This window comes from Micromonospora coxensis (assembly GCF_900090295.1).
Classification (GTDB): domain Bacteria; phylum Actinomycetota; class Actinomycetes; order Mycobacteriales; family Micromonosporaceae; genus Micromonospora; species Micromonospora coxensis.
On sequence record NZ_LT607753.1, the window covers coordinates 3,469,070 to 3,490,274 of the forward strand.

The window sequence follows — 21,205 nt, forward strand, 5'->3', positions numbered from 1 at the left end:
TATCGGCAGGCGTGGCCGGGGAGGGACGCCAGTGGCGCCCCTCCCCGGCGTACCCGCCCGTCGCAGTCGCTGGGGGGACCTCTGACAGGCGGGGGCCGCGCCGGCCTGGTTCTGACCGTGGCCAGAACCTCCCCCGATCGCCGACGTCCCACGCTAACGAGGCCGGCGATAGGAAATCGATAGAGCGCCTCAGGGCGCTGTCTCGGCGGGGCGGGCCTCGCTCGGCGGAGGCGACTCTTCCGCGCCGACTCGCACCGTCAGGCCGCCCAATGTGCGAATCTCCACGAAGGATCGACCCCCACCGCTCATCGACTCACCGTTCGCAGTTTAGCGATCACACAAGATTTCACCCGGACGCTGCCAGGCGGTCATCAAACGGCACGAGACATTCGAATTCGCGCTCATCACGATCGCCGACCCTGCCCCCGGATCGGCCGATCCGGGGTTGGGAGAAGAGGATGACACCGCCACACTGAACCCGAGCAGTCCCGCATTGCAGCCCAGGCCACAGCAATGCGCAGCGAATCGGGTACGCAACGAACGCCGACGACCGCGCTCCGCACAACCCCTATGGACAGAACGTTATGAATCGCCACACTATTGGCTAATGTTGAATATAGTTACATTTATCCCTGCTAAGTAGTCGCTTCCTAACTTAGGCTGCCAATCATCACTCATACGGCTTACCGCCACCTTCGGGAGGCGCCGGGTGGAAAGGCAGCGACATGCGCGGTAACGACTGGAACTGAATTCGACCCCTGGGGTCCGGACCGGTCCGGAGGTAGGCTGCTGACAGCGGAGGCGGTCACCGGGAGGGACATGACCCTTTCCCAGCGACGAGACAATGAGACCGATAGGCGGCTGACGCTGCTGGTCGGTCTCGTCGTCGTTGCGGCCGCGATCGTCGTTGCGGCCTCGCTGCGCGAGGCGTTCCCCACCCCGCTGCTGTCCAGCGCCACCGGCGTGTCGACCCTGGTCATGCTCACCTTCACCATCACGGTCGGCACCCTGTTCAAGGCACGTATCCGGATCAGGTCCACGACACATTCCATCAGCTGGAACGAGACCGCGCTGGTGATCGCCGTGGCGATCGCGCCGACCCCGTGGGTGATCCTGTGCACGGCGATCGGGGTGGCCCTGGCGTCCCTCCAGCTACCGCCGATCAAGCTGGCCTTCGGCGTCGGGAAGAACGTCCTGATGGCAGCGGTCGCCGGAGTGGTCTTCTCGGCCGTCGGCTGGGACCGCCTGCCCGCCCAGCCGTGGGACATGATCCCGCCCCTGGCCGTCGTGTACCTGGTCGCCGTGGTCATGGACGAGGTGCTGGCGATCCCGGTGATCGCCCTCGCCTCCGGCAACCGGATCTCCCACCAGTTCCGCAGCAACCTGGACCTGCGGGTCGCCGGTTACGCCGTCCGCTTCGTCGTCGTCGTCTGCACCCTGCTCGTCCTGCGCGCCGATCCCCGGCTGCTGCTGGCCATGCCACCCCTGGTGCTCAGCCTGCACCTGGGCTACTCCACCCGGATCCGCACCCGCACCGAGCAGCAGGCCTGGCAGCGGCTCGCCCGCACCACCGACGCGCTCAACGTGGTCGACCTGGACAAGGTCCTCACCACCGCGGTCACCCAGGCCGCCGAGCTCTTCTCCGCCGACGAGGTCGAGATCGCGCTGCGCGACGGCGGCCGCACGGTGCGCGGCGCCGGCAGCACCATCACGTACGACGGGCCGGCCGGTGAGCCGAGCCCGGTCGACGGCGCGGTGGTCGACGCCCGCCTCGAAGGGCACGACCGCACCGCCGACGTGGGCACCCTCCGGCTGCGCTTCCGCGGCCCGGTGCGACTCTCCGAACGGGAGCAGTACACCCTGCGCACCTTCACCTCCGCGCTCTGCACCGCCGTGCGCAACGCGCAGGCGTACGCGGAGCTGGCGCGGGTGGCCGCCGAGCACGAGCACGCCGCCACCCACGACGCGCTGACCGGTCTGGCCAACCGCCGGCACCTGCTGGAGAGCGGCACCGAACAGCTCGCCACCCGGCACGCCGAGGGCGTCACCGCGCTGGTGCTGATCGACCTCAACCACTTCAAGGAGGTCAACGACACCCTCGGCCACGCCGCCGGGGACCAGGTCCTCACCCAGGTCGCCGACCGGCTGCGCCGCGCCGCTCGCGACGAGGACCTGGTGGCCCGCCTCGGCGGCGACGAGTTCGCGGTGCTGCTGCGCGCCCTGCCCGCCCCCGCGGTGGCCGCGCACCGGGCGGAGGCGCTGATCGGCGTCCTGCACGAGCCGTTCGACGTGGACGGGATGCGGATCAGCGTGGAGGCCAGCGGCGGCATCGCGGCGGCACCGGCCAGCGGCGGCATGCCCGAGCTGCTGCGCCGCGCCGACGTGGCGATGTACCAGGCGAAGCGGGCCGGGCAGCGGGTCGCCACGTACGCCCCGGGCCGGGACACCGCCGACCTCGGCCGGCTCACCCTCGGCGGGGAACTGCCCAGAGCGGTGGCCGACCAGGAGTTCACCGTCAACTTCCAACCGATCGTGGACCTGGGCACCGGCGAGGTCACCGGCGCCGAGGCCCTGGCCCGTTGGCACCACCCCACCCACGGCATGATCGACCCGCTGCGCTTCCTGGAGGCGGTGGAACGCTCCGGCCTGCTGCCCGCGTTCGCCGAGGCGATCCTCGACCAGGCGCTGCTGGCCGCCGTGAGCTGGCGTACCGCCGGCTTCGACCTGCCGGTCTCGGTGAACGTCTCCCCCCGCAGCCTGCTCGACGCCCGCTTCCCCGGCGCGGTGCTCGCCCGGCTGCGCGCGCACGACCTCCCGCCGGACCGGCTGGTGCTGGAACTGACCGAGACGCTGACCCTCAGCCAGCTCGACGTCGTGGACCGGGTGCTCAGCCGGCTGCGCGACGCCGGCGTCCGGCTCGCCCTGGACGACTTCGGCACCGGCTACTCGTCGCTCTCGCTGCTCTCCCGCATCCCGGTGCACGAACTGAAGATCGACCGGAGCTTCGTCACCGCGATGGAGGGGTCGACGGAGGCCGCCGCCGTCATCCGCTCCACCCTCGACCTGGGCCGCAGCCTCGACCTGACCGTGGTCGCCGAGGGCGTCGAGAGCGAACCGCAGCGCCGGGCCCTCTGGGAGCTGGGCTGCGCCGCCGGACAGGGCCACCTCTTCGCCCGCCCACTGCCCGCCGGCACCCTCCTCGCCGCCCTCCAGCGCGGCTCGGGCGGCCGTCCGGGCAGTCTCGTCCCGCCGCTGCACGACACCGGCGCGGTCATCCGCCTCGCCCCCGGCCGTCGCCAGCCCGGCCGCGGCCGCGCGACCGGCCTTCCGCACCTGCCGGCCTGACCTCGGGCCCGCCGGGCCGCACCCGGCCGGTCTGCCAGACTTGCCGGCGTGATCGCCCCCGACCGAGCCGCCCGCACCTGGCGCGCGGTGGACTCCGCCGCCGGGGGTCTCGCCCTCGACCTGGGCCTGTACGCCGTCTCCGCCGCCTTCGCGGCGGTCACCGCCGTCACCTCCACCCTGCCGCCGCACCGGGCCTGGGGGAGCGTCGCGGCGCTCGGCTACCTGCTCGCCGCCCTGCTGGTCGCCGGGCAACTCCTCGCCCGCCGGTCCCGTCCGGCACTGGCCGCGACCCCGGTCCGCTGGGCGGTCACCGGGCTGACCTGGGCCACCACCGCCCTGCTGCCGCTGGTGGCGCAGAGCGTGCAGCGGGCGTCGGGGCGTACCGACCGGGCGCAGGAGGAGGTGGTGGTCGTCGAGCACGCCGGCATCCGGCTGGCCGACACCGGCACCCCGTACCTCGGGCACGACGCCATCGCCGCGCTCCCCGCCGACGAGCGGCTGCTCGGCTACACGCCGTACCAGCCGGGGATGGCGCTGTTCGGGCTGCCCCGGGCCGCCGTCGACGCCTGGTGGACCGACTCGCGGGTCTGGTTCGCCCTGGTCACCGCGCTGGTGCTGGCCCTGGCCGTGGCCGTCCTGCGCGACCCGCGCCGCCTCCCGACCGACCGGCCGGCCCCGGCGACGGTGCTGCGGGGCGTACAGGCGGCGACCGTGCTGCCGGTCTGCGCGCTCACCCTCGCCACCGGCGGCGACGACCTGCCCGTACTCGCGCTCTGCCTGCTCGCGCTGGCGTTCGCCGCCGCCGGGCGGCCCGGCGCGGCGGGCGTCGCGGTCGGGCTCGCCGGGGCGCTGAAGCTCTTCGCCTGGCCCGTCGCCCTCGTCCTGATCTTCTGGGGCGCCACCCGCCGGGCCGGGCTGCGGGTCAGCGCCGGCGCGCTCGGACTGCCGCTGCTCGCCCTGGTCCCGGCCCTGCTGGTCGACCGGGACGCCCTGGTCGAGAACGTGCTGCGCTTCCCGCTCGGCCACGGCCTGGTCACCAGCCCCGCCCAGTCGCCCTTCCCCGGCCACCTCGTCGCGACCACGCTGCCGGCCGGCCGGGTGGTCGCCGGCGCGCTGCTCGTCGCCGCCGGGCTGGCCATCGCCGTCCGGCTGCTGCGCCGCCCGCCACGCACCGCCGCCGCCACCGCGCTGGTCTGCGGGTACGGCCTGCTGGCCGCAATCGGACTGATGCCCTCCACCCGCTTCGGCTACCTGCTCTACCCGCTCGCCCTGCTGGTGTGGGCGCCCGCGCTCACCCCGACCGGAGTCCCGGTTTCGCCGACAGGAGCCGCCCCCAGGGCGTAGACCTGGAGACATGAGCAGCACCTACCGCGATCGCGAGGACGCCGGCCGGCAGCTCGCCGAACGACTGACCGGCCTGGTCGGGCAACCCGACGTCGTCGTGCTGGGACTGGTCCGGGGCGGCGTGCCGGTGGCCCGGGTCGTCGCCGACCGGATCGGCGCGCCGCTGGACGTGCTGGTGGTCCGGAAACTGGGCATGCCGTTCGCCCCCGAGGTCGCCTTCGGCGCGCTCGGCCCCGGCGGCGTCCGGGTGCTCAACGACCCGGTCGCCGCCCAACTCGGCCCGGACGACGTCGCCGACGTGCAACGCCGGGAGCAGGCCGAACTGGAACGCCGGGAGGCCCGCTACCGGGCCGGCCGGCCACCGCTGGACCTCACCGGCCGTACCGCCGTGATCGTCGACGACGGCCTGGCCACCGGCGCCACCGCCCGGGCCGCCGTCCAGGTCGCCCGCCACCTCGGCGCCCGCCGGGTCGTCGTGGCGGTGCCGGTCGGCTCCCAGGAGGCGTACGAGATGCTCGCCGCCGAGGCGGACCAGGTGATCTGCGCCCAGCGCCCACCGGGCTTCGGCGCGGTCGGCGCCTACTACGAGGACTTCCACGAGGTCTCCGACGACGAGGTCGGCGAGGCGCTCATCGCCACCGCCTGAAGTTCGCTCCGACCGGGTACCGTCGAGCGATGCAGCTCACCTGTCCCAAGTGTCACGGAGACATGCGCCAGTACGAGCGCAGCGGCGTCGTCATCGACCAGTGCGCGGAGTGCCGAGGGATCTTCCTCGACCGCGGCGAGCTCGAGAAGCTCTTCGAGGCCGAGGCCCGCTGGAACCAGCAGCAGAGCCCTTCGGCGCCGGGGCAGCAGCCCCACGCCCCCGCCCCGCAGCACACCCACGCCCAGGGCGGGTACGCCCCGCCGCCGCCCCCGCCCCCGCACCAGCCGGGCTACCCGGCCGCCCCGCCGCCGCCCCCGCCCGCCCCCGGCTACCCGCCGCAGCCGGCGTACGGCCACACCGGGCACCAGCAGCAGCACCACGGCTACCACGGGCACTACAAGCGCAAGAAGCACAAGAGCTTCCTGGACGAGATGTTCGGCTGAGCCGCACGCCGTGGGCCGGGCCGCCCGGCCCACGGCGGCGTCCTGCCGTTCGTGGCGACCCGTGGCAGGCTGTCAGCCATGAGGCCGATCGCGCAGCACGAGGCGCTGGCCCAGGCGTACCAGGGGATCACCGACGTGGTCCGCGGGCTGGACGACGCCGACCTGCAGCGGCCGACCCGCTGCCACGGCTGGCTCGTCGCCGACCTTCTCTTCCACGTCCTCTGCGACGCCCAGCGGGCCCTGGTCGCCCTGGCCAGCCCCGCCGACGGCCCGCCGGACGTGGACGACGTCAGCTACTGGCGGTCGTTCCCGCCGGGCGGCGACGACACCCGGCACACCTGGTGGGCACGCCGCTCGGCGGCCGCCTTCGACCGGCCCACCGGCGTGGTCCGGCTCTGGTGCGACACCGCCCCGGCCGCCGTGCGCGCGGCCACCGCCGCCGACCCGGCCGCCCACGTCACCACCCAGGGTCACGTGCTGCGGGTGGCGGACCTGCTGGCCACGTTGACCACCGAGGCAGGCGTCCATCACCTCGACCTGACGCTCGACCTGCCCGACGCGCCGCCACCCGGCCCGCTCGCCACCGCGGTCGCCGTGGCCACCATGGACGGTCTGCTCAGCGACGACGCCGTACGCCCCGCCGCCTGGTCGGACGCCGACTACCTGCTCAAGGCGACCGGCCGTACCCCGCTGACCGACCGGGACCGGTGGGAGCTGGGCGAGGCGGCGGGCTGGTTCCCGCTGCTCGGTTGAGCGACTGTCGAGCCCTCAGACGACCGCCATGTCGACGAAGCGGGACAGGTGCAGCTGGGCGGCGACCGTGATGCTGTCGGTCGGACCATTTCGGTGCTTGGCGACGATGAAGTCCGCCTCGCCGGCCCGGGGCGACTCCTTGTCGTAGTAGTCGTCGCGGTGCAGCAGGATGACCACGTCGGCGTCCTGCTCGATCGAGCCCGACTCACGCAGGTCGGACAGCTGGGGTCGCTTGTCCGTACGCTGCTCCGGGCCACGGTTCAGCTGACTCACCGCGATCACCGGGCACTCGACCTCCTTGGCCAGCAGCTTCAGGCCACGGGAGAGGTCCGCGACCTCCTGCTGCCGGCTCTCGGTCCGTTTCGGCGAGGTCATCAGCTGGAGATAGTCGACCACGATCATCTTGAGGTCGTGCTTCTGCTTGAGCCTTCGCGCCTTGGCCCGGATCTCCATCAGGTTCATGCTCGGCGTGTCGTCGACGAAGAGCGGCGCCTCGCTGATCTCGCCCATGCAGCGGGCGAGCTTGGTCCAGTCGTCGTCGGAGAGCTGGCCGCTGCGCAGCACGTGCAGGGGGACGCGGGCCTCGGCCGAGAGGAGTCGCATGACGATCTCGACCTTGCTCATTTCCAGCGAGAAGATCGCCGCCGCCTGGTTGGCGCGGATAGCCGCATTTCGGGCAAAGTCCATGCTAGCGGTCGATTTGCCCAGACCAGGTCGCCCTGCAACGATAATAAGTTGGCCCGGGTGCAGGCCGTTGAGCAGCCGATCGAGGTCGGTGAAGCCGGTCGGCACGCCGGTCATCACGCCGCCCTGGGCGCCGACCGCCTCGATCTCGTCCAGCGTCGGCTGGAGCATGTCCGCCAGGACGGCGAAGTCCTCGCTGACCCGCTTCTCGGTCACCTCGTAGACGGCCTGCTGGGCCAGGTCGACGATGTCGTCGACGTCCCGGCTGCCGCCGTTGGCGGTGCCGTAGCCGAGCTGCACGATCCGGGTGCCGGCCTCGACCAGCCGGCGCAGCACGGCGCGCTCGCCGACGATCCGCGCGTAGTACGCGGCGTTCGCCGCCGTCGGCACGCTCGCGATGAGGGTGTGCAGGTAGGGCGCGCCGCCGACCCGGGCCAGGTCACCGGAGTCGGCCAGGGCCGCCGCGACGGTGATCGCGTCGGCCGGCTCGCCCCGGCCGTAGATGTCGAGGATCGTGTCGAAGATGGTGGCGTGGATCGGCCGGTAGAAGTCGTTCGTCTTCAGGATCTCGACGACGTCGGCGATGGCGTCCTTGGAGAGCAGCATGCCGCCGAGGACGCACTGCTCGGCGGCGACGTCCTGCGGCGGGGTCTTGTCGAACTGACCCTCGCGCTGCGCCGGGGCGGACCCCTGCCCGCCGGCCCGGGGCTCCGCCCGCATGTCGTCGGTGACCGACACGGATCCCCCTCCACTGCGTCGGGTCGAGTCCAGCTCTACCGGCCAGGTACGACAACTTCCGATCGGACCGGGCCGGTCGATCGGGGGGCATCGCGCGACCGGTCGGTGCCCCACGATACGGAACCCGAGGTCAGCGCACCAAGAGCGGCGGTGGACGAGCCTCGGGACAACCTGTGGACGCGAGTGGACAACCGTGTGCGTAGCGTGTGCACAGCCTGTGGACAACGGATGGGGAATTCCGGGCCATAATCGTCTGACCTGCGGAAACTTGATCCCCACCCTGTGGACGAATATTTTCCGGTGCGGCTTCTGGGCCGGATTTCCCGTACTATCTGCTGCGAACGGCTACACCTGGACAGCGGATTGCACTTTCGGTTGAGAAGGGTCACGCTCCGGCCGTGAGTTACCGGGACTGGGAGCGCGGGGAGGGCAGCCCGCGCGAGGGCCGGCCGATCGCTCCGTGGGAGGGCCCCGGCGAGCCGGTCCCGGCCGACCCGTACTCCACCCGAGCGGAGCGGCGCCGTACGCCGAGCCGACGTCGGGCGATCGAGCGTGGCCAGCAGGAGCCGGTCGACGCGTACCTGCCGCAGTGGGCCGTGGAGTCCGGGATCGCGCACGCCGACGGGCGGGGTCGCCACGCCGCCCCGGACGACGACGAGGACGACGACCGGCCCGTCTCCGGCCCGGGGCGACGCGCGGCGCGGCGACGCGCCGAGCGCACCTGGGGTGAGCTCCGGGCGATCGGCGCGGCGCCCGAGGCGGACGACCACACCCGTGAGTGGACCTTCGACCGCCCGCAGGAGCAGGGGTACGTGGGCAGCCGGCGCGCCGACGACGACTCCCCGGTCTCCTCGCCCGCGCCGACGGCCCGCCCGCGCCGCTCCGCCACCCGACGCCCCCAGGTGATCTGGTCCGGGCTGGAGGAGACCGAGGGTGAGCCGGCCACGGACGACGGTGAGCCGGAGCGGCCGACCCGCCGCAGCCGTCGGGCGACCGCCGACGACTCCTGGGCCCGCCCGGCGGTGGATCCGTGGAGCCGAGCGGAACGGGCCGTCGAGCCGGAGCCCCCGCCCGCGGTGGACCCGTGGGACGCCTCCGGGGTGCACGTCTGGCAGCGCTCCGGCGGTGACGACCCGTGGGACCGGGCGGGCGGCACGGCCGGTTGGGGGGACAGCACCGGCCAGTTCGACCGGTTCAGCGACACCGCGCAGTGGGACCGTACCGACGCCGGGCTGCGGGACGCCGGGACCGGTCGGCGGGCCCGGTACGCCGACACGAGTCCCTGGGACGAGGACCGCACGGACGTCGGTCGTTGGGACCGTACGATTCCGCCGCAGTCGGCGGAGCCGGACACGGGTGCGGGCTGGCCGTGGGCGGAGCAGCCGGAGGGCTTCTGGTCGGGCACCCGCCTGGCCGGGGACGATCCCCGGTGGATGGATCCGCCGCCGTCGGCGCCGCGTTCTCCGGCGGTGGCGTACAGCGCGCCGCGTCCGCGCTCGGCGCCCCGGCGTCGGCCGGAGCCGGTCGCCCCGGCGGCCGCGCCGTCCTGGCGGGACCGGATCGAGTCTGTGGGTGCCGGCGGTGGGTGGAACCGCCGGCTGGAGGACGACCTGCTCGACCCGGATCCGGGTGGTCCGCTGCGTCCGCTGGTCTACACGGCGGCCTGTTACCTGGTCCCGGCGGTGCTGGTCTTCCTGTGGCTGCTCACCCTGGACGGTCAGGCGCCCGCCGGCTGTGTGACGGACATCAGCGGCGGTGGGTGCGACTCGCCGCGGGCGCACGCCTTCGGGTCCCTGGTGGCGGGGGCGCCGCGCTTCGGGTTGGCGTTCGTGAGCAGCCTGGTGGTCGCGGGGCTGCTGCGCCGGGTCGGTACGACGTGGCGGCCGGCGACGGTGGCGCTGGCGGCAGCCGTGGTCGGTGGTGGTCTCTCCACCGTGATGATCAGCGCGTTCACCGGTCAGCCGATCGGCTGACCTGGCCGGCGTCGCCGGCTCGTGGAAGATGCGGAAGGGCCCGCACCGGTTGCCGGTGCGGGCCCTTCCGTCGTGCTGTCGGGTGTCAGCCCTGGACGACGTTGAGGTCGAACTTGGCGGTCACCTCGGGGTGCAGCTTGATGCGCACCGGGTAGGAGCCGGTCGACTTGATGTGACCGGGCAGTTCCAGCCGACGCCGGTCGAGGACCGGGCCGCCGGCGGCCTTGACGGCGTCGACGATCTCGGCCGGGGTGACCGAGCCGAAGAGCCGACCACCGTCACCGGCGCGGGCCTTCAGGCTGACCTTGAGGCCCTCGAGCTGGCCCTTGACCTCGTTGGCGTGGCCGAGGTCGCGGATCTCGCGGGCCGAGCGGGCCCGCTTGATCAGCGTGACCTGCTTCTCCGCACCCTTGGTCCAGGCGATCGCGAAGCCCTGCGGCAGCAGGTAGTTACGGCCGTAGCCGTTCTTGACCTCGACGATGTCGCCGGGGGCACCGAGACCGGAAACTTCCTGGGTCAGGATGATCTTCATGTCGGTGCCTCCTCTCAGCGGGCCGTCGCCGTGTACGGCAGGAGCGCCATCTCACGGGCGTTCTTGACCGCACGGGCGATCTGGCGCTGCTGCTGCGAGGTGACGCCGGTCACCCGCCGAGCGCGGATCTTGCCGCGGTCGGAGATGAACTTGCGCAGCAGCGCGGTGTCCTTGTAGTCGATGTAGGTGATCCCGTCCTTGTCGAGCGGGTTCACCTTCTTCTTCGGCTTGCGAAGTGCCGCAGCCTTGGCCATTGCTCGTGCTCCTGGTTTGCGATCGCGGGCGCTCGGCGCCATTAGAACGGAGGCTCCTCGTCGAAGTTGCCGCCCGAACCACCGCGCGAGGGGGCGGGCGCGGCCGAGGCCCAGGGGTCGTCGAAGTTGCCTCCGCCGCCGCCCTGACCACCACCGCCGCCGGAGCCGAAGCCACCGCCGCCGCCACCGGAGCGCGACATCTTCTGCACCTTCGCCGTGGCGTAGCGCAGCGACGGGCCGATCTCGTCGACCTCGAGCTCGATGACGGTGCGCTTCTCACCCTCGCGGGTCTCGTACGACCGCTGACGCAGCCGACCCGAGACGATCACACGGGCGCCCCGCTGGAGCGACTCGGCGACGTGCTCCGCCGCCTGCCGCCACACGGTGCAGGCCAGGAAGAGCGGCTCGCCGTCCTTCCACTCGCCGGAGGCCTTGTCCATGAACCGGGGCGTCGAAGCGACCCGGAACTTGGCGACCGCCGCACCGGACGGGGTGAACCGCAACTCGGGGTCATCGGTCAGGTTGCCGATGACCGTGATGGTGGTGTCTCCTGCCATGACCATCTCCTCGCGCACTCATCGTTCTGCCGTACAGGCTCTCAGAACCCTCTGACAGCGCCGATGAGGCTGATCCGGGCGAACCGGGTTGAATGCTTAGCGCATCTCCGGCCGGATGACCTTGGTGCGCAGCACGGACTCGTTGAGCCGCAGCTGGCGGTCCAGTTCGGCCACCGCCTCCGGCGTCGCCTGAAGGTCAACGACGGCGTAGATGCCCTCGGCCTTCTTGTTGATCTCGTACGCGAGGCGCCGGCGGCCCCACACGTCCGTCTTCTCCACCGAGCCACCCGCGGTCCGGATCACGTTCAGGTACGTGTCGAGCGACGGGGCGACGGTGCGCTCCTCGAGACTGGGGTCGAGGATCACCATGACTTCGTAATGACGCAAGACGTACTCACCTCCTGTGGGCTAGGCGGCCACGGTCCTTCCGTGGCAGGAGGTCTGCGTCGTGGCCCGCTCCCGCACCGGGGGGACCCGGCCGGACGCGGACAACCGCACCAGGATACCCGGTCCGGACGATCATGCCCGGGCAGGTGGTGACGGCCGGTCCGGACACGGCGACAGGGGCCCGCGTCGGCTCCCGAAGGCCGGCGGCGGACCCCTGTCCACGAGGCCGCGGGGCGTCCCGTCCGCATTCCTTGGGTGGGACCTGGGGAGGAACGACCACACCGATGAGGTTGGATCGAGGACGCCCCGCGGAGCTTCATCCTGTTGTTATCTGACGGTACAACGGCTCTCGTACCCAGATGGCGGAATTGCAACTATTCGTCCGAGATTCTGTCGTCGAGTGGTGACTCGGCGGGACGGGTCCCGCCCCCGACGCCGGGCCGCACGACGGGGGTGACCCCGCACCGGGATCGACCACCACGGCTGCGACCGCAGGATCCGGGAGAGCCGAGCGTCGATCCCACCCCGCTCAACGACCACCGGCCCGGACGGTGACGCGGCGGGCGCCGAGACTCCCCACGACCGTCACCCCAGGCGTCGGTGCGGCGACGTAGGCTCCCCTGCATGCGTATCGGAGCCCATGTCGACCAGGCCGACCCGCTGGCGGAGGCGGCCTCACGTTCCGCCGGGGCGGTGCAGTTCTTCCTCTCCGACCCGCAGGGCTGGAAGGCCCCGAAACCGCGGGAGGACGCCGACCGGTTGCGCGCCGCCGACGTGGACCTCTACGTCCACGCCCCGTACGTGATCAACGTGGCCACCCTGAACAACCGGATCCGGATCCCCAGCCGCAAGCTCCTGCTCGGCCACGCGGCCGCGGCGGCGGAGATCGGCGCGAAGGGGCTGGTCGTGCACGGCGGGCACGTCAACGCCGGCGACGACCTGGCCGTGGGCTTCGACAACTGGCGCAAGACCTTCGCGTACGCGGCGGATTCCGGAGGGTTGCCGCTCCCGGTGCTGATCGAGAACACCGCCGGCGGTGAGAACGCCTGCGCCCGGCGGCTCGACGCGCTGGCCCGGCTCTGGGACGCCCTCGGCGACCACGAGGTCGGCTTCTGCCTGGATACCTGCCACGCCCACGCCGGTGGCGAGGAGCTGCTCGACCTGGTCGACCGGGTCAAGGCCATCACCGGACGGATCGACCTGGTGCACGCCAACAACTCCAAGGGCGCCTTCAACTCCGGTCAGGACCGGCACGACAACCTCGACGGCGGCACCATCGACCCGGACCTGGTGGTCGCGGTGATCCGGGCGGCCGGCGCGCCGGTGATCGTCGAGACGCCCGGCGGCGCGGCGGGACAGGCGGCGGACATCGCCTTCCTGCGGGAGCGGCTGGGGACGGGGGCCTGAGCCGGATGACCACCGACACGACCGACGGCGGCCGGCCGACCGGACGGACCGACGGCCCCGACGGCCCCGACGGCGGGGGCGCCACCCCTGACACCGGCAGCACGCACACCGACCCGCCACCCGCCGCCGGCGACGCGTCCGGGGACGCGGCGGCGACCCCGACCGCCCGCCCGGACGGTCCGGAGGCCACCGGCGACAAGGCCCCCGAGGGTACGACGGGCGACGCGGAGAAGACGGGCGACGCCGAGAAGGCAGGCGACGCGGAGAAGGCAGGCGACGCGGAGAAGACGGGCGGCGCGAAGAAGGACGGCGCGAAGAAGAGCGACGCGGAAAAGGCGGAGAAGAAGGACGACGCGGAGAAGAAGGACGACGCCGCGCCGGCGGACCCCTGGTCGGCGTTCGCCCCCGCCCCGGAGCCGGTCCCCGGGCGCCCCCGTCGCGCCGCACGGGCTCTCGGCCGGCTGCTCGGGCACGAGTGGACGCTCGCCGCCCTGGCCGCGCTGGCGCTCGCCGCCGCGCTGACCTGGCCGACGCTGCGCTACCCGCTCTACACACTGCCCCAGGACTACTGGGACCCGAGCCTCCAGGCGTGGCAGATGGCCTGGTCCGGGCACGCCCTGCGGACCGAACCGGCCCAGCTGTTCCACTCGAACACGTTCTTCCCGGAGCCGTGGAGCTTCGCCTTCTCCGACATGCTGCTCGGCTACGCGCCCGCCGGCATGATCGGCACCGGCCCGGAGGCGGCGGTGCTGCGCTACAACATCATCTTCGTGCTGGCCCACGCGCTCGCCACGTTCGGGGCGTACGTGCTGGCCCGTCAGCTCGGGGCGGGTCGGGCCGGCGCGGCGGTGGCCGGGGTGAGTTACACCTACGCCCCGTGGCTGCTCGCCCAGGCGGGTCACCTGCACATCGTCTCCAACGGCGGCATCCCGCTGGCGCTGGCCATGCTGGCCCGGGGGCACGGCTGGTCGTTGCGCCACGGCTACCGGCCGGAGCGCCGGCACACCGGCTGGACGCACGCCGGCTGGCTGGTCGCCGCCTGGCAGCTCAGCCTGGGCTTCGGGATCGGCCTGGTGTTCGCGTACGTCCTCGCGGGCATCGTGCTGGTCGCGGCGGCGATCTGGTTCCTGCGGCGGTACGTCGTCCGGCCGGTCAAGCGCCCGTTCGGCACCCGCCTGCTCGTCGCGGACCTGATCGGCGGCCTGACCTTCGCCGGTGTGGGCGTGCTGCTGGCGATCCCGTTCTTCAGGGTGGCCGAGCTGCACCCGAACGCCGAGCGCACGCTCGGCGACATCGGCGTCTACTCGCCACCGGCGATCGGCTTCCTCACCGCGCCGCCCGAGTCGCGAATCTGGGGCGCGCTGCACGAGGGGGCCCGGGAGACGCTGCCCTGGCACCCGGAGATGACCCTGCTGCCGGGCTTCGTGCTCTACGCGCTGGCCGCGGGCGGGCTGTTCGTCTCGGTCTGGCGGCTGCGGCACCGGCTGCTGCTGCTCGCCGGTGTGCTGGTCACCCTGGTGCTGGCGATGGGCACCCGGTTCTTCGACGGCACCTTCACCTACGCGCCGCTCTTCGAGCACCTGCCCGGCTGGAACGGCCTGCGCACCCCGGGCCGGTTGATGCTCTGGACCACCCTCCTGCTCGGCCTGCTCGCGGCCGGTGCGGTCACCGCCTTCTCCGAGCGGGTACGCGAACTCGGCGCCGAGGGTCCCGCCGCCCGTCCGTCGCCCTGGCTGCGGGCCGTCGCCCTGCTGCCGCTGCTGCTGGTGACGGTCGAGGGGTTGAACGTGACGCCGCACCCGGCGGTGCCCGAGCAGCCGGTGGCCATGCGTACGGTGGACGGCCCGATGCTGGTGCTGCCGAGCAGTCAGAACCTGGACCAGCCGGTGATGCTCTGGACGACCAGCCGGTTCCAGGACGTGGTCAACGGCGGCAGCGGCTTCACCCCGACCCAGCTCGACGAGGTGCGCCGGGTGACGCTCGCCTTCCCCGACCGGACCAGCATCGACTACCTGCGGATCCTCGGCGTCCGCAACGTGGTGCTGCTGCGCGACCAGATCGTCGGCACGCCGTGGGAGGTCACCGTGGACGCGCCGGTCGACCAGCTCGGGATCACCCGCGAGGAGATCGGCGACGCCGTCGTGTTCCGTCTCTGAGCCGTCGTCGGTGGGGTTCTCGGGGCAGCCCCACCGGCTCCGGGCGGTCAGGCTTGATCCCTACGCCGGTGGGGCTGCCCCGAGAACCTGACGTGCCCGAGGTCGTCTGGGACTCGCGCGCCTCTCAGGTGGGCGTGGTGGCAGGCACCGGTTCGGGTGCTGCGGGTCGGTTGCGGCGGTCGGCGAGCCACGGGACGTCGGGTGCGCCGTCGAGGACGCCGCCGTCCGGGTCGTCGGCGTACGTGCGGCGCACCGCGTCCCGTTCGGGGTGCAGGATGTCCCGGATCACCAGCACACAGAGCAGCACGACGGTGCCGAGGCGCAGCGTCGCCGCGAGGACGAACACCCCTTCGGGGAAGACGGGCCGGCTGGTGGCCGCGCCGAGCAGTTCGCCGTAGAAGGCGGTGAAGTAGCCGATCTCGGCGACCTGCCAGGCGATGAAGGCGCCCCACCGGGGGCGGGCCAGCACGGCCAGCGGCAGCAGCCAGAGCACGAACTGCTGCGACCACACCTTGCTGAAGATCAGGAACGCGGCGACCACCAGGAAGGCGAGCTGGGCCAGCCGGGGACGGCGGGGCGCCAGCAGCGCCAGCGCGGCCACGCCGAGGCAGGCCAGCAGGAACAGGGCGTACGACAGGTAGTTCAACGTCGGGATGTTGGCGTTCAACCACTGGAACGGCCCCTGGTCCCCGGGCACGCCGGTGTTCACCTTGCCGTCGAGGTACCGCCCGATGTACCAGAGGGTGCCCCAGTCGATGGGGCGCTCGGTGTTCAACTCGAAGAACCGGTTCCAGTTCTCCCGGTACGGGATGGCCACCGGCAGGTTGACCAGGACGAGAGCCGCCAGCGCGGTGCCGAGGGCGGTCAGCGCGGCTCGGAGCCGACCGGCGCGTACGGCGAGCACCAGGATCGGCCCGAGCACGAACAGCGGCCACATCTTGGCCGCGCCGGCGAGGCCGAGCAGCACGCCGGCCAACGCGGGGTGCCGGCGGGCCCAGGCGGCGAGGCCGAAGGCGGCCAGTCCGATGGCGAGGAAGTCCCAGTTGACCGTGGCGGTGAGCAGCAGCGCCGGCGCCAGCGCGAAGAGGGCGGCGTCCCAGGGTCGGCGTCGGCGTAGGGCGAGGATCATCGCGACGGTGGCCACCGCCAACGCGCTGAGCGTCAGCGCGTTGAGGTTGTAGAACCACCGGCCCTGGTTGATCTGCGGGTCGTCGACGCCGAGGGCGTGCACCGGCAGGCCGAGGGCGCCCATGAAGTAGCCGGTGAGCACCGGGTACTCGACGGGGTGGTCCCGGTAGGGGACCTTGCCCTCGTTGAGCCCCTCGGCGTAGTAGAGGGCGAGCACGTCGGTGTAGCAGAGCCGGGTGTACTGCACGTTGTTCTGCCAGGCGCCGTCCTGGCAGGGGGACTTCTGCACCCAGTGCAGCGCCAGGGTGAGGCAGGCCAGCGCCAGCACGATCCGGGTCGCCGTCCAGAACCGCCGCTCGCGGCCGGCGGGCCGGTCCAGCGCGACGGCGTGGTCACCGAGCGGGCCACCGATCGCCTCGGACACGCCGCGGACGAAGCCGTCGGACCGGGACGGGTGGTCGCTGCTCCCGGCGTCGTCGATGCCGGCCGTCGACTGGGTGCTCATGGAGAGGCATCCTGCCGTACGGCGGGGGTGTGCGTCCCCTCCCGGAGCGCAAGTTCCCGAAAAAGCCGTCGGCGGCCGGACGTGAGGTCCGGCCGCCGACGGCGGTGTCGCGTGGGGCTACTCGCGGATACGGGGTGACAGCGTCGGTAGGAGTCCGCCCCCGTTGCCGCCACCGCCGTCGTTGCCGCCGCCGCCGTCGTTGCCGCCGCCGCCGTCGTTGCCGCCGCCCGGGTTACCCGGGTTGGTCGGGCCCTGGTTGCCGCCGTTGGGCGGGCAGAACAGGCCGAGCGGACCGCAGTCCTGCGGCTGCTGGGGCTGGTTCGGCACGGGCGGCGGCGCGGGCTCCTCGCCGTTGCCGGCGTTCTGGTCGCCGATGCCGGTGACGCTCGGCATGCTGATCTTGTCCTTGCCGCTGAGCGCGTCGTCCATGTACCGCTCCCAGATCGCTCCGGGCAGCTTCGAACCACCGATGTCGTTACCGTTGCGGTCGAGGATCCTCGGCTTCTTCGGGTCCCGGCTGCCGACCCAGACCGCCGTGGCGAGTTGCTCGGTGTAGCCGACCATCCAGGCGTGCGCGTTGCTCTTGCTGTCGTACTCCCAGGTGCCGGTCTTGGCGGCGGCGTCGCGGCCCCCATCGAGCGAGCGGTTGTTCGGGCCGGGGATCTGCTTGAGCACACCGGTCACCTCGTCGGCGACCTCCGGCCGGATCCGCTGCTTCGGGTTGCGCTTCTCACCGGTGCCCGGGACGACCTCCCACTTGCCGGTGTCGCGGTTCTGCCGCTGCACCTTGATGACGAAGTGGGCCTTGTTGTAGACGCCGTGGTTGGCCAGGGTGGCCAGGCCGTTGGCGTGCTCCAGGACGGTCACCGGGTACTGGCCGTAGCCGACCACGTGGAAGAACGGGTGCGGGGCGACGTCCTCGCTCTTGCTCTTCAGCAGGTTGACCGGCTTCGGCGGGTTGTCGGAGGTGGTCCACATCGTGGTGATGCCGGCCGCCTTCGCCATGTCGATGATCTTGGAGGGCTTGATCTTCTCCGAGACGTGGTAGAAGGGCACGTTGTACGACTGGATGGTGGAGAACTCCAGCGTGCACCACTTGCCGCAGGTCTTGCTCACGTCACGGCCGGCGTTCTGCACCGGGTTCTTGAAGCCCTCCGGCTTGAACGGGGTGGCGTCCCAGTGCGACTTGACCGAGATGCCCTCGTTGATCGCCGCGGCCAGCGTGTAGACCTTGAACGACGAGCCCGGCGGGTGCCCACCGGTGAGGTTGCCGCCCGAGTCGACGTTCTTGCCGGCGTAGTCGAAGTCGGCGCCCGAGTCGCCGCCGTAGTAGGCGAGCACCCGGCCGGTCTTCGGCTCGACCGACACCACCGCCGCCATCAGGTTCTTCGGCTCGGGGAACGTCTCCGAGCCCTTCTTGCGCTGGGCGGCGTCCTCGGCGGCCTTCTGCAGCTTCGGGTCGATGGTGGTCTGGATCCGGTAGCCACCGTCGCGCAGCTCGTCCACACAGCTCGGCTTGCCGGGGGCGTTGGAGTTGGTGCAGACGCCCCACCCCTCCAGCTCCTCGCGGACGTAGTTGACCACGTTGCCCCGGGGCGTCTTCACGCCGAATCCGGCGCCGCCGTCCTTCGGCTTGAGCAGTGACTTCGTCGGGTACTCGGTGGGCCGCTGCGGCTTGCCGGCGGCGTTGAGCCAGCCCTTGGCGACCATGCCGTCGAGGACGTACGTCCAGCGCTGCTGCGCCTCGACCGGGTTGACCGCCGGGTCGTAGCCCTTGTGGCCGCCGGGAGCGGTGCTCGCCACCGGCTGCTTGATCAGTGCGGCGAGCACGGCGCCCTGGGCCACGTCCAGGTCCTTGGCCCGCTTGCCGAAGTACGTCTGCGCCGCCGCCTCGATGCCGTACGCGCCTCGGCCGAAGTAGATCACGTTGAGGTAGTGCTGCATGATCTCCGGCTTGGAGTACTTCTCGTTGAGCTTGGAGGCGAGGATCGCCTCCTTCACCTTCCGGGCGTAGGTGTCGTCCTTGAGGTTCTCGTAGGCGTTGCGGGCGTACTGCTGGGTGATCGTCGAGGCGCCCTGCTTGTCGCCGCCGGTGAGGTTGTTCCACGCGGCGCGGGCGATGCCCTTGTAGTCGACGCCCGAGTGCTCGTAGAAGTTCCGGTCCTCGGCGGCGGCGACGGCGTCCTGCACGTGCGTCGGGATGTCGTCGATCGTGACGAAGGTGCGGTTCTCGTCGCCGAGCTTGGCCAGCTGGGTCTTGTTGTCCTGCGCGTAGATGGTGGTGGACAGCGGCAGCGGCACCTCGTTGGGCAGCACCACGTTTGTCGAGTAGTAGGTGAACCCGATCACGCTCACACCGGCGAGCATGATGAAGACCGCGAAGCTGGCGATCAGCATGTTGATCCGCTTGCGCTTCTTCGCCCGGGCCGCCGCCTGCGGATCACCCGCGCCGGGGCCACCTCGGCCGCCCCGCCCCGGGCCACCGGGACCACCCGGGCCGCCGCCGGAGACCGGCGCGACACCCGCCCGGGCCACCGCCGCCCGTCCGCCGACCGAGGCGGAGCCGACGCTGGCGCGCCCACCGACCGCCGCCGCGCCGACGCTCGCCCGCCCGGAGGAGCCGGGGGCCGGGGAGACCGGGACCGAGGCGCGTCCGGCGCCGGCGCGTCCGCCGGGCGCCGGGGACACCGGCACGGAGGCCCGCCCCGCACCGGCCCGCCCCACCGACGCCGAGCCGGCGGCGCCGGGCTGGCGCGGCGGCACCGACGCCGAGGCCCGGCCCGTGGGCGCACCGCCCGAGCCGACCGAGGCCCGGCCCGCGGGGGCCGCACCGTCGTTCGCACCCGGAACCTGGGCCCGCGCACGCGGGGAACTGGGATCGCCGTACGAGTTCATTCCTCACACCCTGCCGGTCGCGGTGGGGCGCGGGGGCGCCGCCACCGGGTTGCCGTGAGTTGACACACGTGGCGCCGCCCCCCGCAGGGGCAGCGCCGCATCCGTACCAATCGGACCAATCGGGCCATCGAGCTGTCGGTCCGGGTACCCGGCGTCGTCGACGCCGGGAAGGACCGGTCCAGCCAGGATCACCGTTGCGCCTCTCGCCTTCGCCCGTGGGCCGGGCCCGCGCCGGGGGCGTTCACGCCCGCCGCACCCTGCTCCGACCCGTCCTCGGCCAGCCCGTCCCGGCCGAGCAGGAACTGCTCGACGAGATGGTTCCAGTCACAGCCGAGGCACACCTCCACCACGAAGACCTGGAACTCACGCAGCGTCATCGCCAACACGGGCAACTCGGCCAGGTTCCGCGCCTGTCCGGCGGACTGCTTGAGTTCGTCCCCGTAAATGTAGTGGACGTGGGTGAGGTTCTCGCTGCGACAGATCGGGCAGCGCTGCTCGGTCGGCTCGCCGTGGAAACGAGCCGCGTTCTTCAGGTACGGCGAGGCGTCGCAGACGTCGTAGGTGCCGACCCGACCGGCCAGGAGCTCACGCAGCACCGCCCGCTTCTGGAGCGAGTAGTCCACCACCTGGCGCTGCGTACGCATGCGGTGAAGGGTACGCGGTCCGGACGGGTGAGGCGACCGCCGTCACGATCCGTGATGACGACACCGCGGAACGGGGGTTTGCCCTGATCGCGGATGAGGTACTAACGTGCGATGTATCGGTCCGATACATCGAGACGGTTAACGGCCCTGTGCCGGGGGTAGGAAGGATGGCCCGTGCTCGAGCTAGCCATCCTCGGCCTCCTGCAGGAGTCTCCGATGCACGGTTACGAGCTGCGCAAGGAGCTCACCGCCAAGCTCGGAGCGATCCGGGCGGCGATCAGCTACGGCTCGCTCTACCCGACCCTTCGCCGGCTGCAGGCGGCGGGATGGATAACCGAGGCCGACGAGACACCCGCGACCGCCGAGGAGGTTCCCGCGTTGACCAGCCGACGCGGTCGGGTGGTCTACAAAATCACCGCGGAGGGCAAGGAACGCTTCGCCCAGCTCATCGCCCAGGCCGGGCCCGAGACGTACGACGACACCGGTTTCGGCGTGCACTTCGCGTTCTTCGCCCGGACCGACCAGGCGACCCGCCTGCGCATCCTGGAGGGTCGCCGCCGCACGATCGAGGAGCGTCGCGAAGGACTTCGTGACGTGCTGGGCCGGGCAGCCGAGCGCCTCGACGCGTACACCCTGGAACTGCAACGCCATGGGCTCGACGCCTGTGAGCGCGAGGTCCGCTGGCTGGAGGAGCTCATCGCCAACGAGCGCTCCGGCCGTGCCCCGACAGTCCCGCAGCCCGGGACGGCCGGCGGCCGACGAGACAACAACAGCCCGCCCCCGCCTGGAGAGTCCAGGACAGAGCGGCCGTGAT

17 protein-coding genes are annotated in these 21,205 nt (G+C 72.2%); 9 read left to right on the plus strand and 8 right to left on the minus strand.

Going from position 1 to position 21,205, the window contains the following annotated elements; genetic code table 11:
- The first annotated feature begins 819 nt into the window (after positions 1 to 819).
- The 5 genes from GA0070614_RS15700 (at position 820) to GA0070614_RS15720 (ending at position 6,531) form a co-directional block, all read left to right on the plus strand.
- Positions 820 to 3,345, plus strand: a complete 2,526-nt coding sequence (locus tag GA0070614_RS15700; RefSeq protein WP_088976663.1) for a putative bifunctional diguanylate cyclase/phosphodiesterase — start codon at positions 820 to 822, stop codon at positions 3,343 to 3,345.
- Between the two features lie 48 nt (positions 3,346 to 3,393).
- Positions 3,394 to 4,689 carry a glycosyltransferase 87 family protein gene (locus GA0070614_RS15705; RefSeq protein WP_088976664.1) on the plus strand — a complete coding sequence of 432 codons (1,296 nt, stop codon included), beginning with the start codon at positions 3,394 to 3,396 and terminating at the stop codon, positions 4,687 to 4,689.
- A 10-nt stretch (positions 4,690 to 4,699) separates the two neighbouring features.
- Positions 4,700 to 5,335: a phosphoribosyltransferase gene (locus GA0070614_RS15710; RefSeq protein ID WP_088976665.1), complete on the plus strand. Its 636-nt coding sequence runs from the start codon at positions 4,700 to 4,702 to the stop codon at positions 5,333 to 5,335.
- Positions 5,336 to 5,364: 29 nt separating this feature from the next.
- A complete protein-coding gene (locus GA0070614_RS15715; RefSeq protein WP_088976666.1) occupies positions 5,365 to 5,778 on the plus strand; it encodes a TFIIB-type zinc ribbon-containing protein in 414 nt (137 codons plus the stop codon).
- Between the two features lie 78 nt (positions 5,779 to 5,856).
- Entirely contained in the window at positions 5,857 to 6,531 is a 675-nt protein-coding gene (locus GA0070614_RS15720; protein WP_088976667.1) for a maleylpyruvate isomerase N-terminal domain-containing protein, read from the plus strand.
- Between the two features lie 15 nt (positions 6,532 to 6,546).
- On the opposite strand, the gene dnaB is transcribed toward GA0070614_RS15720, so the two are convergent.
- The gene (dnaB, locus tag GA0070614_RS15725) at positions 6,547 to 7,953 is read right to left on the minus strand and encodes a replicative DNA helicase (protein WP_088976668.1); all 1,407 of its coding nucleotides are present in this window, start codon (positions 7,951 to 7,953) and stop codon (positions 6,547 to 6,549) included.
- 398 nt (positions 7,954 to 8,351) lie between these two features.
- On the opposite strand from dnaB, the gene GA0070614_RS15730 reads away from it, so the two are divergent.
- A complete protein-coding gene (locus tag GA0070614_RS15730; protein WP_088976669.1) occupies positions 8,352 to 9,926 on the plus strand; it encodes a hypothetical protein in 1,575 nt (524 codons plus the stop codon).
- A gap of 85 nt (positions 9,927 to 10,011) precedes the next feature.
- Here GA0070614_RS15730 and rplI read toward each other — a convergent pair whose 3' ends face one another.
- The 4 genes from rplI to rpsF all read right to left on the minus strand — a co-directional run bounded on the left by rplI (position 10,012) and on the right by rpsF (position 11,656).
- Positions 10,012 to 10,458 (minus strand): 50S ribosomal protein L9, encoded by a 447-nt coding sequence (gene rplI / locus GA0070614_RS15735; RefSeq protein ID WP_088976670.1) that lies wholly within the window; start codon positions 10,456 to 10,458, stop codon positions 10,012 to 10,014.
- A gap of 14 nt (positions 10,459 to 10,472) precedes the next feature.
- On the minus strand, positions 10,473 to 10,712 hold the full coding sequence (gene rpsR / locus GA0070614_RS15740) for a 30S ribosomal protein S18 (RefSeq protein WP_007073789.1): 240 nt from the start codon (positions 10,710 to 10,712) through the stop codon (positions 10,473 to 10,475).
- Positions 10,713 to 10,753: 41 nt separating this feature from the next.
- Positions 10,754 to 11,287 (minus strand): single-stranded DNA-binding protein, encoded by a 534-nt coding sequence (locus tag GA0070614_RS15745; RefSeq protein WP_170839349.1) that lies wholly within the window; start codon positions 11,285 to 11,287, stop codon positions 10,754 to 10,756.
- Between the two features lie 78 nt (positions 11,288 to 11,365).
- A complete protein-coding gene (gene rpsF / locus GA0070614_RS15750) occupies positions 11,366 to 11,656 on the minus strand; it encodes a 30S ribosomal protein S6 (RefSeq protein ID WP_088643630.1) in 291 nt (96 codons plus the stop codon).
- A gap of 624 nt (positions 11,657 to 12,280) precedes the next feature.
- Here rpsF and GA0070614_RS15755 point away from each other — a divergent pair.
- Together GA0070614_RS15755 and GA0070614_RS15760 are read left to right on the plus strand one after the other, a co-directional pair.
- The gene (locus tag GA0070614_RS15755) at positions 12,281 to 13,063 is read left to right on the plus strand and encodes a deoxyribonuclease IV (protein ID WP_088976671.1); all 783 of its coding nucleotides are present in this window, start codon (positions 12,281 to 12,283) and stop codon (positions 13,061 to 13,063) included.
- 5 nt (positions 13,064 to 13,068) lie between these two features.
- Complete coding sequence (locus GA0070614_RS15760; protein ID WP_088976672.1) at positions 13,069 to 15,219, plus strand: hypothetical protein; 2,151 nt, start codon at positions 13,069 to 13,071, stop codon at positions 15,217 to 15,219.
- Positions 15,220 to 15,343: 124 nt separating this feature from the next.
- Here GA0070614_RS15760 and GA0070614_RS15765 read toward each other — a convergent pair whose 3' ends face one another.
- The 3 genes from GA0070614_RS15765 to GA0070614_RS15775 form a co-directional block, all read right to left on the minus strand.
- On the minus strand, positions 15,344 to 16,852 hold the full coding sequence (locus tag GA0070614_RS15765) for a glycosyltransferase family 87 protein (RefSeq protein WP_088976673.1): 1,509 nt from the start codon (positions 16,850 to 16,852) through the stop codon (positions 15,344 to 15,346).
- Positions 16,853 to 16,969: 117 nt separating this feature from the next.
- The gene (locus GA0070614_RS15770) at positions 16,970 to 19,747 is read right to left on the minus strand and encodes a transglycosylase domain-containing protein (protein WP_088976674.1); all 2,778 of its coding nucleotides are present in this window, start codon (positions 19,745 to 19,747) and stop codon (positions 16,970 to 16,972) included.
- Positions 19,748 to 19,935: 188 nt separating this feature from the next.
- The gene (locus GA0070614_RS15775; RefSeq protein WP_088976675.1) at positions 19,936 to 20,391 is read right to left on the minus strand and encodes a DUF5318 domain-containing protein; all 456 of its coding nucleotides are present in this window, start codon (positions 20,389 to 20,391) and stop codon (positions 19,936 to 19,938) included.
- A 174-nt stretch (positions 20,392 to 20,565) separates the two neighbouring features.
- Here GA0070614_RS15775 and GA0070614_RS15780 point away from each other — a divergent pair, with 174 nt between their 5' ends.
- Positions 20,566 to 21,204, plus strand: a complete 639-nt coding sequence (locus tag GA0070614_RS15780) for a PadR family transcriptional regulator (protein WP_088976676.1) — start codon at positions 20,566 to 20,568, stop codon at positions 21,202 to 21,204.
- Position 21,205: the final 1 nt, after the last annotated feature.

Coding starts and splice junctions, on each gene's coding strand:
- GA0070614_RS15700 (WP_088976663.1), top strand. CDS start 820: ATGACCCTTTCCCAGCGACGAGACAATGAGACCGATAGGCGGCTGACG.
- GA0070614_RS15710 (WP_088976665.1), top strand. CDS start 4,700: ATGAGCAGCACCTACCGCGATCGCGAGGACGCCGGCCGGCAGCTCGCC.
- GA0070614_RS15715 (WP_088976666.1), top strand. CDS start 5,365: ATGCAGCTCACCTGTCCCAAGTGTCACGGAGACATGCGCCAGTACGAG.
- GA0070614_RS15720 (WP_088976667.1), top strand. CDS start 5,857: ATGAGGCCGATCGCGCAGCACGAGGCGCTGGCCCAGGCGTACCAGGGG.
- rplI (WP_088976670.1), bottom strand. CDS start 10,458: ATGAAGATCATCCTGACCCAGGAAGTTTCCGGTCTCGGTGCCCCCGGC.
- rpsR (WP_007073789.1), bottom strand. CDS start 10,712: ATGGCCAAGGCTGCGGCACTTCGCAAGCCGAAGAAGAAGGTGAACCCG.
- GA0070614_RS15755 (WP_088976671.1), top strand. CDS start 12,281: ATGCGTATCGGAGCCCATGTCGACCAGGCCGACCCGCTGGCGGAGGCG.
- GA0070614_RS15760 (WP_088976672.1), top strand. CDS start 13,069: ATGACCACCGACACGACCGACGGCGGCCGGCCGACCGGACGGACCGAC.
- GA0070614_RS15765 (WP_088976673.1), bottom strand. CDS start 16,852: ATGAGCACCCAGTCGACGGCCGGCATCGACGACGCCGGGAGCAGCGAC.
- GA0070614_RS15770 (WP_088976674.1), bottom strand. CDS start 19,747: ATGAACTCGTACGGCGATCCCAGTTCCCCGCGTGCGCGGGCCCAGGTT.
- GA0070614_RS15775 (WP_088976675.1), bottom strand. CDS start 20,391: ATGCGTACGCAGCGCCAGGTGGTGGACTACTCGCTCCAGAAGCGGGCG.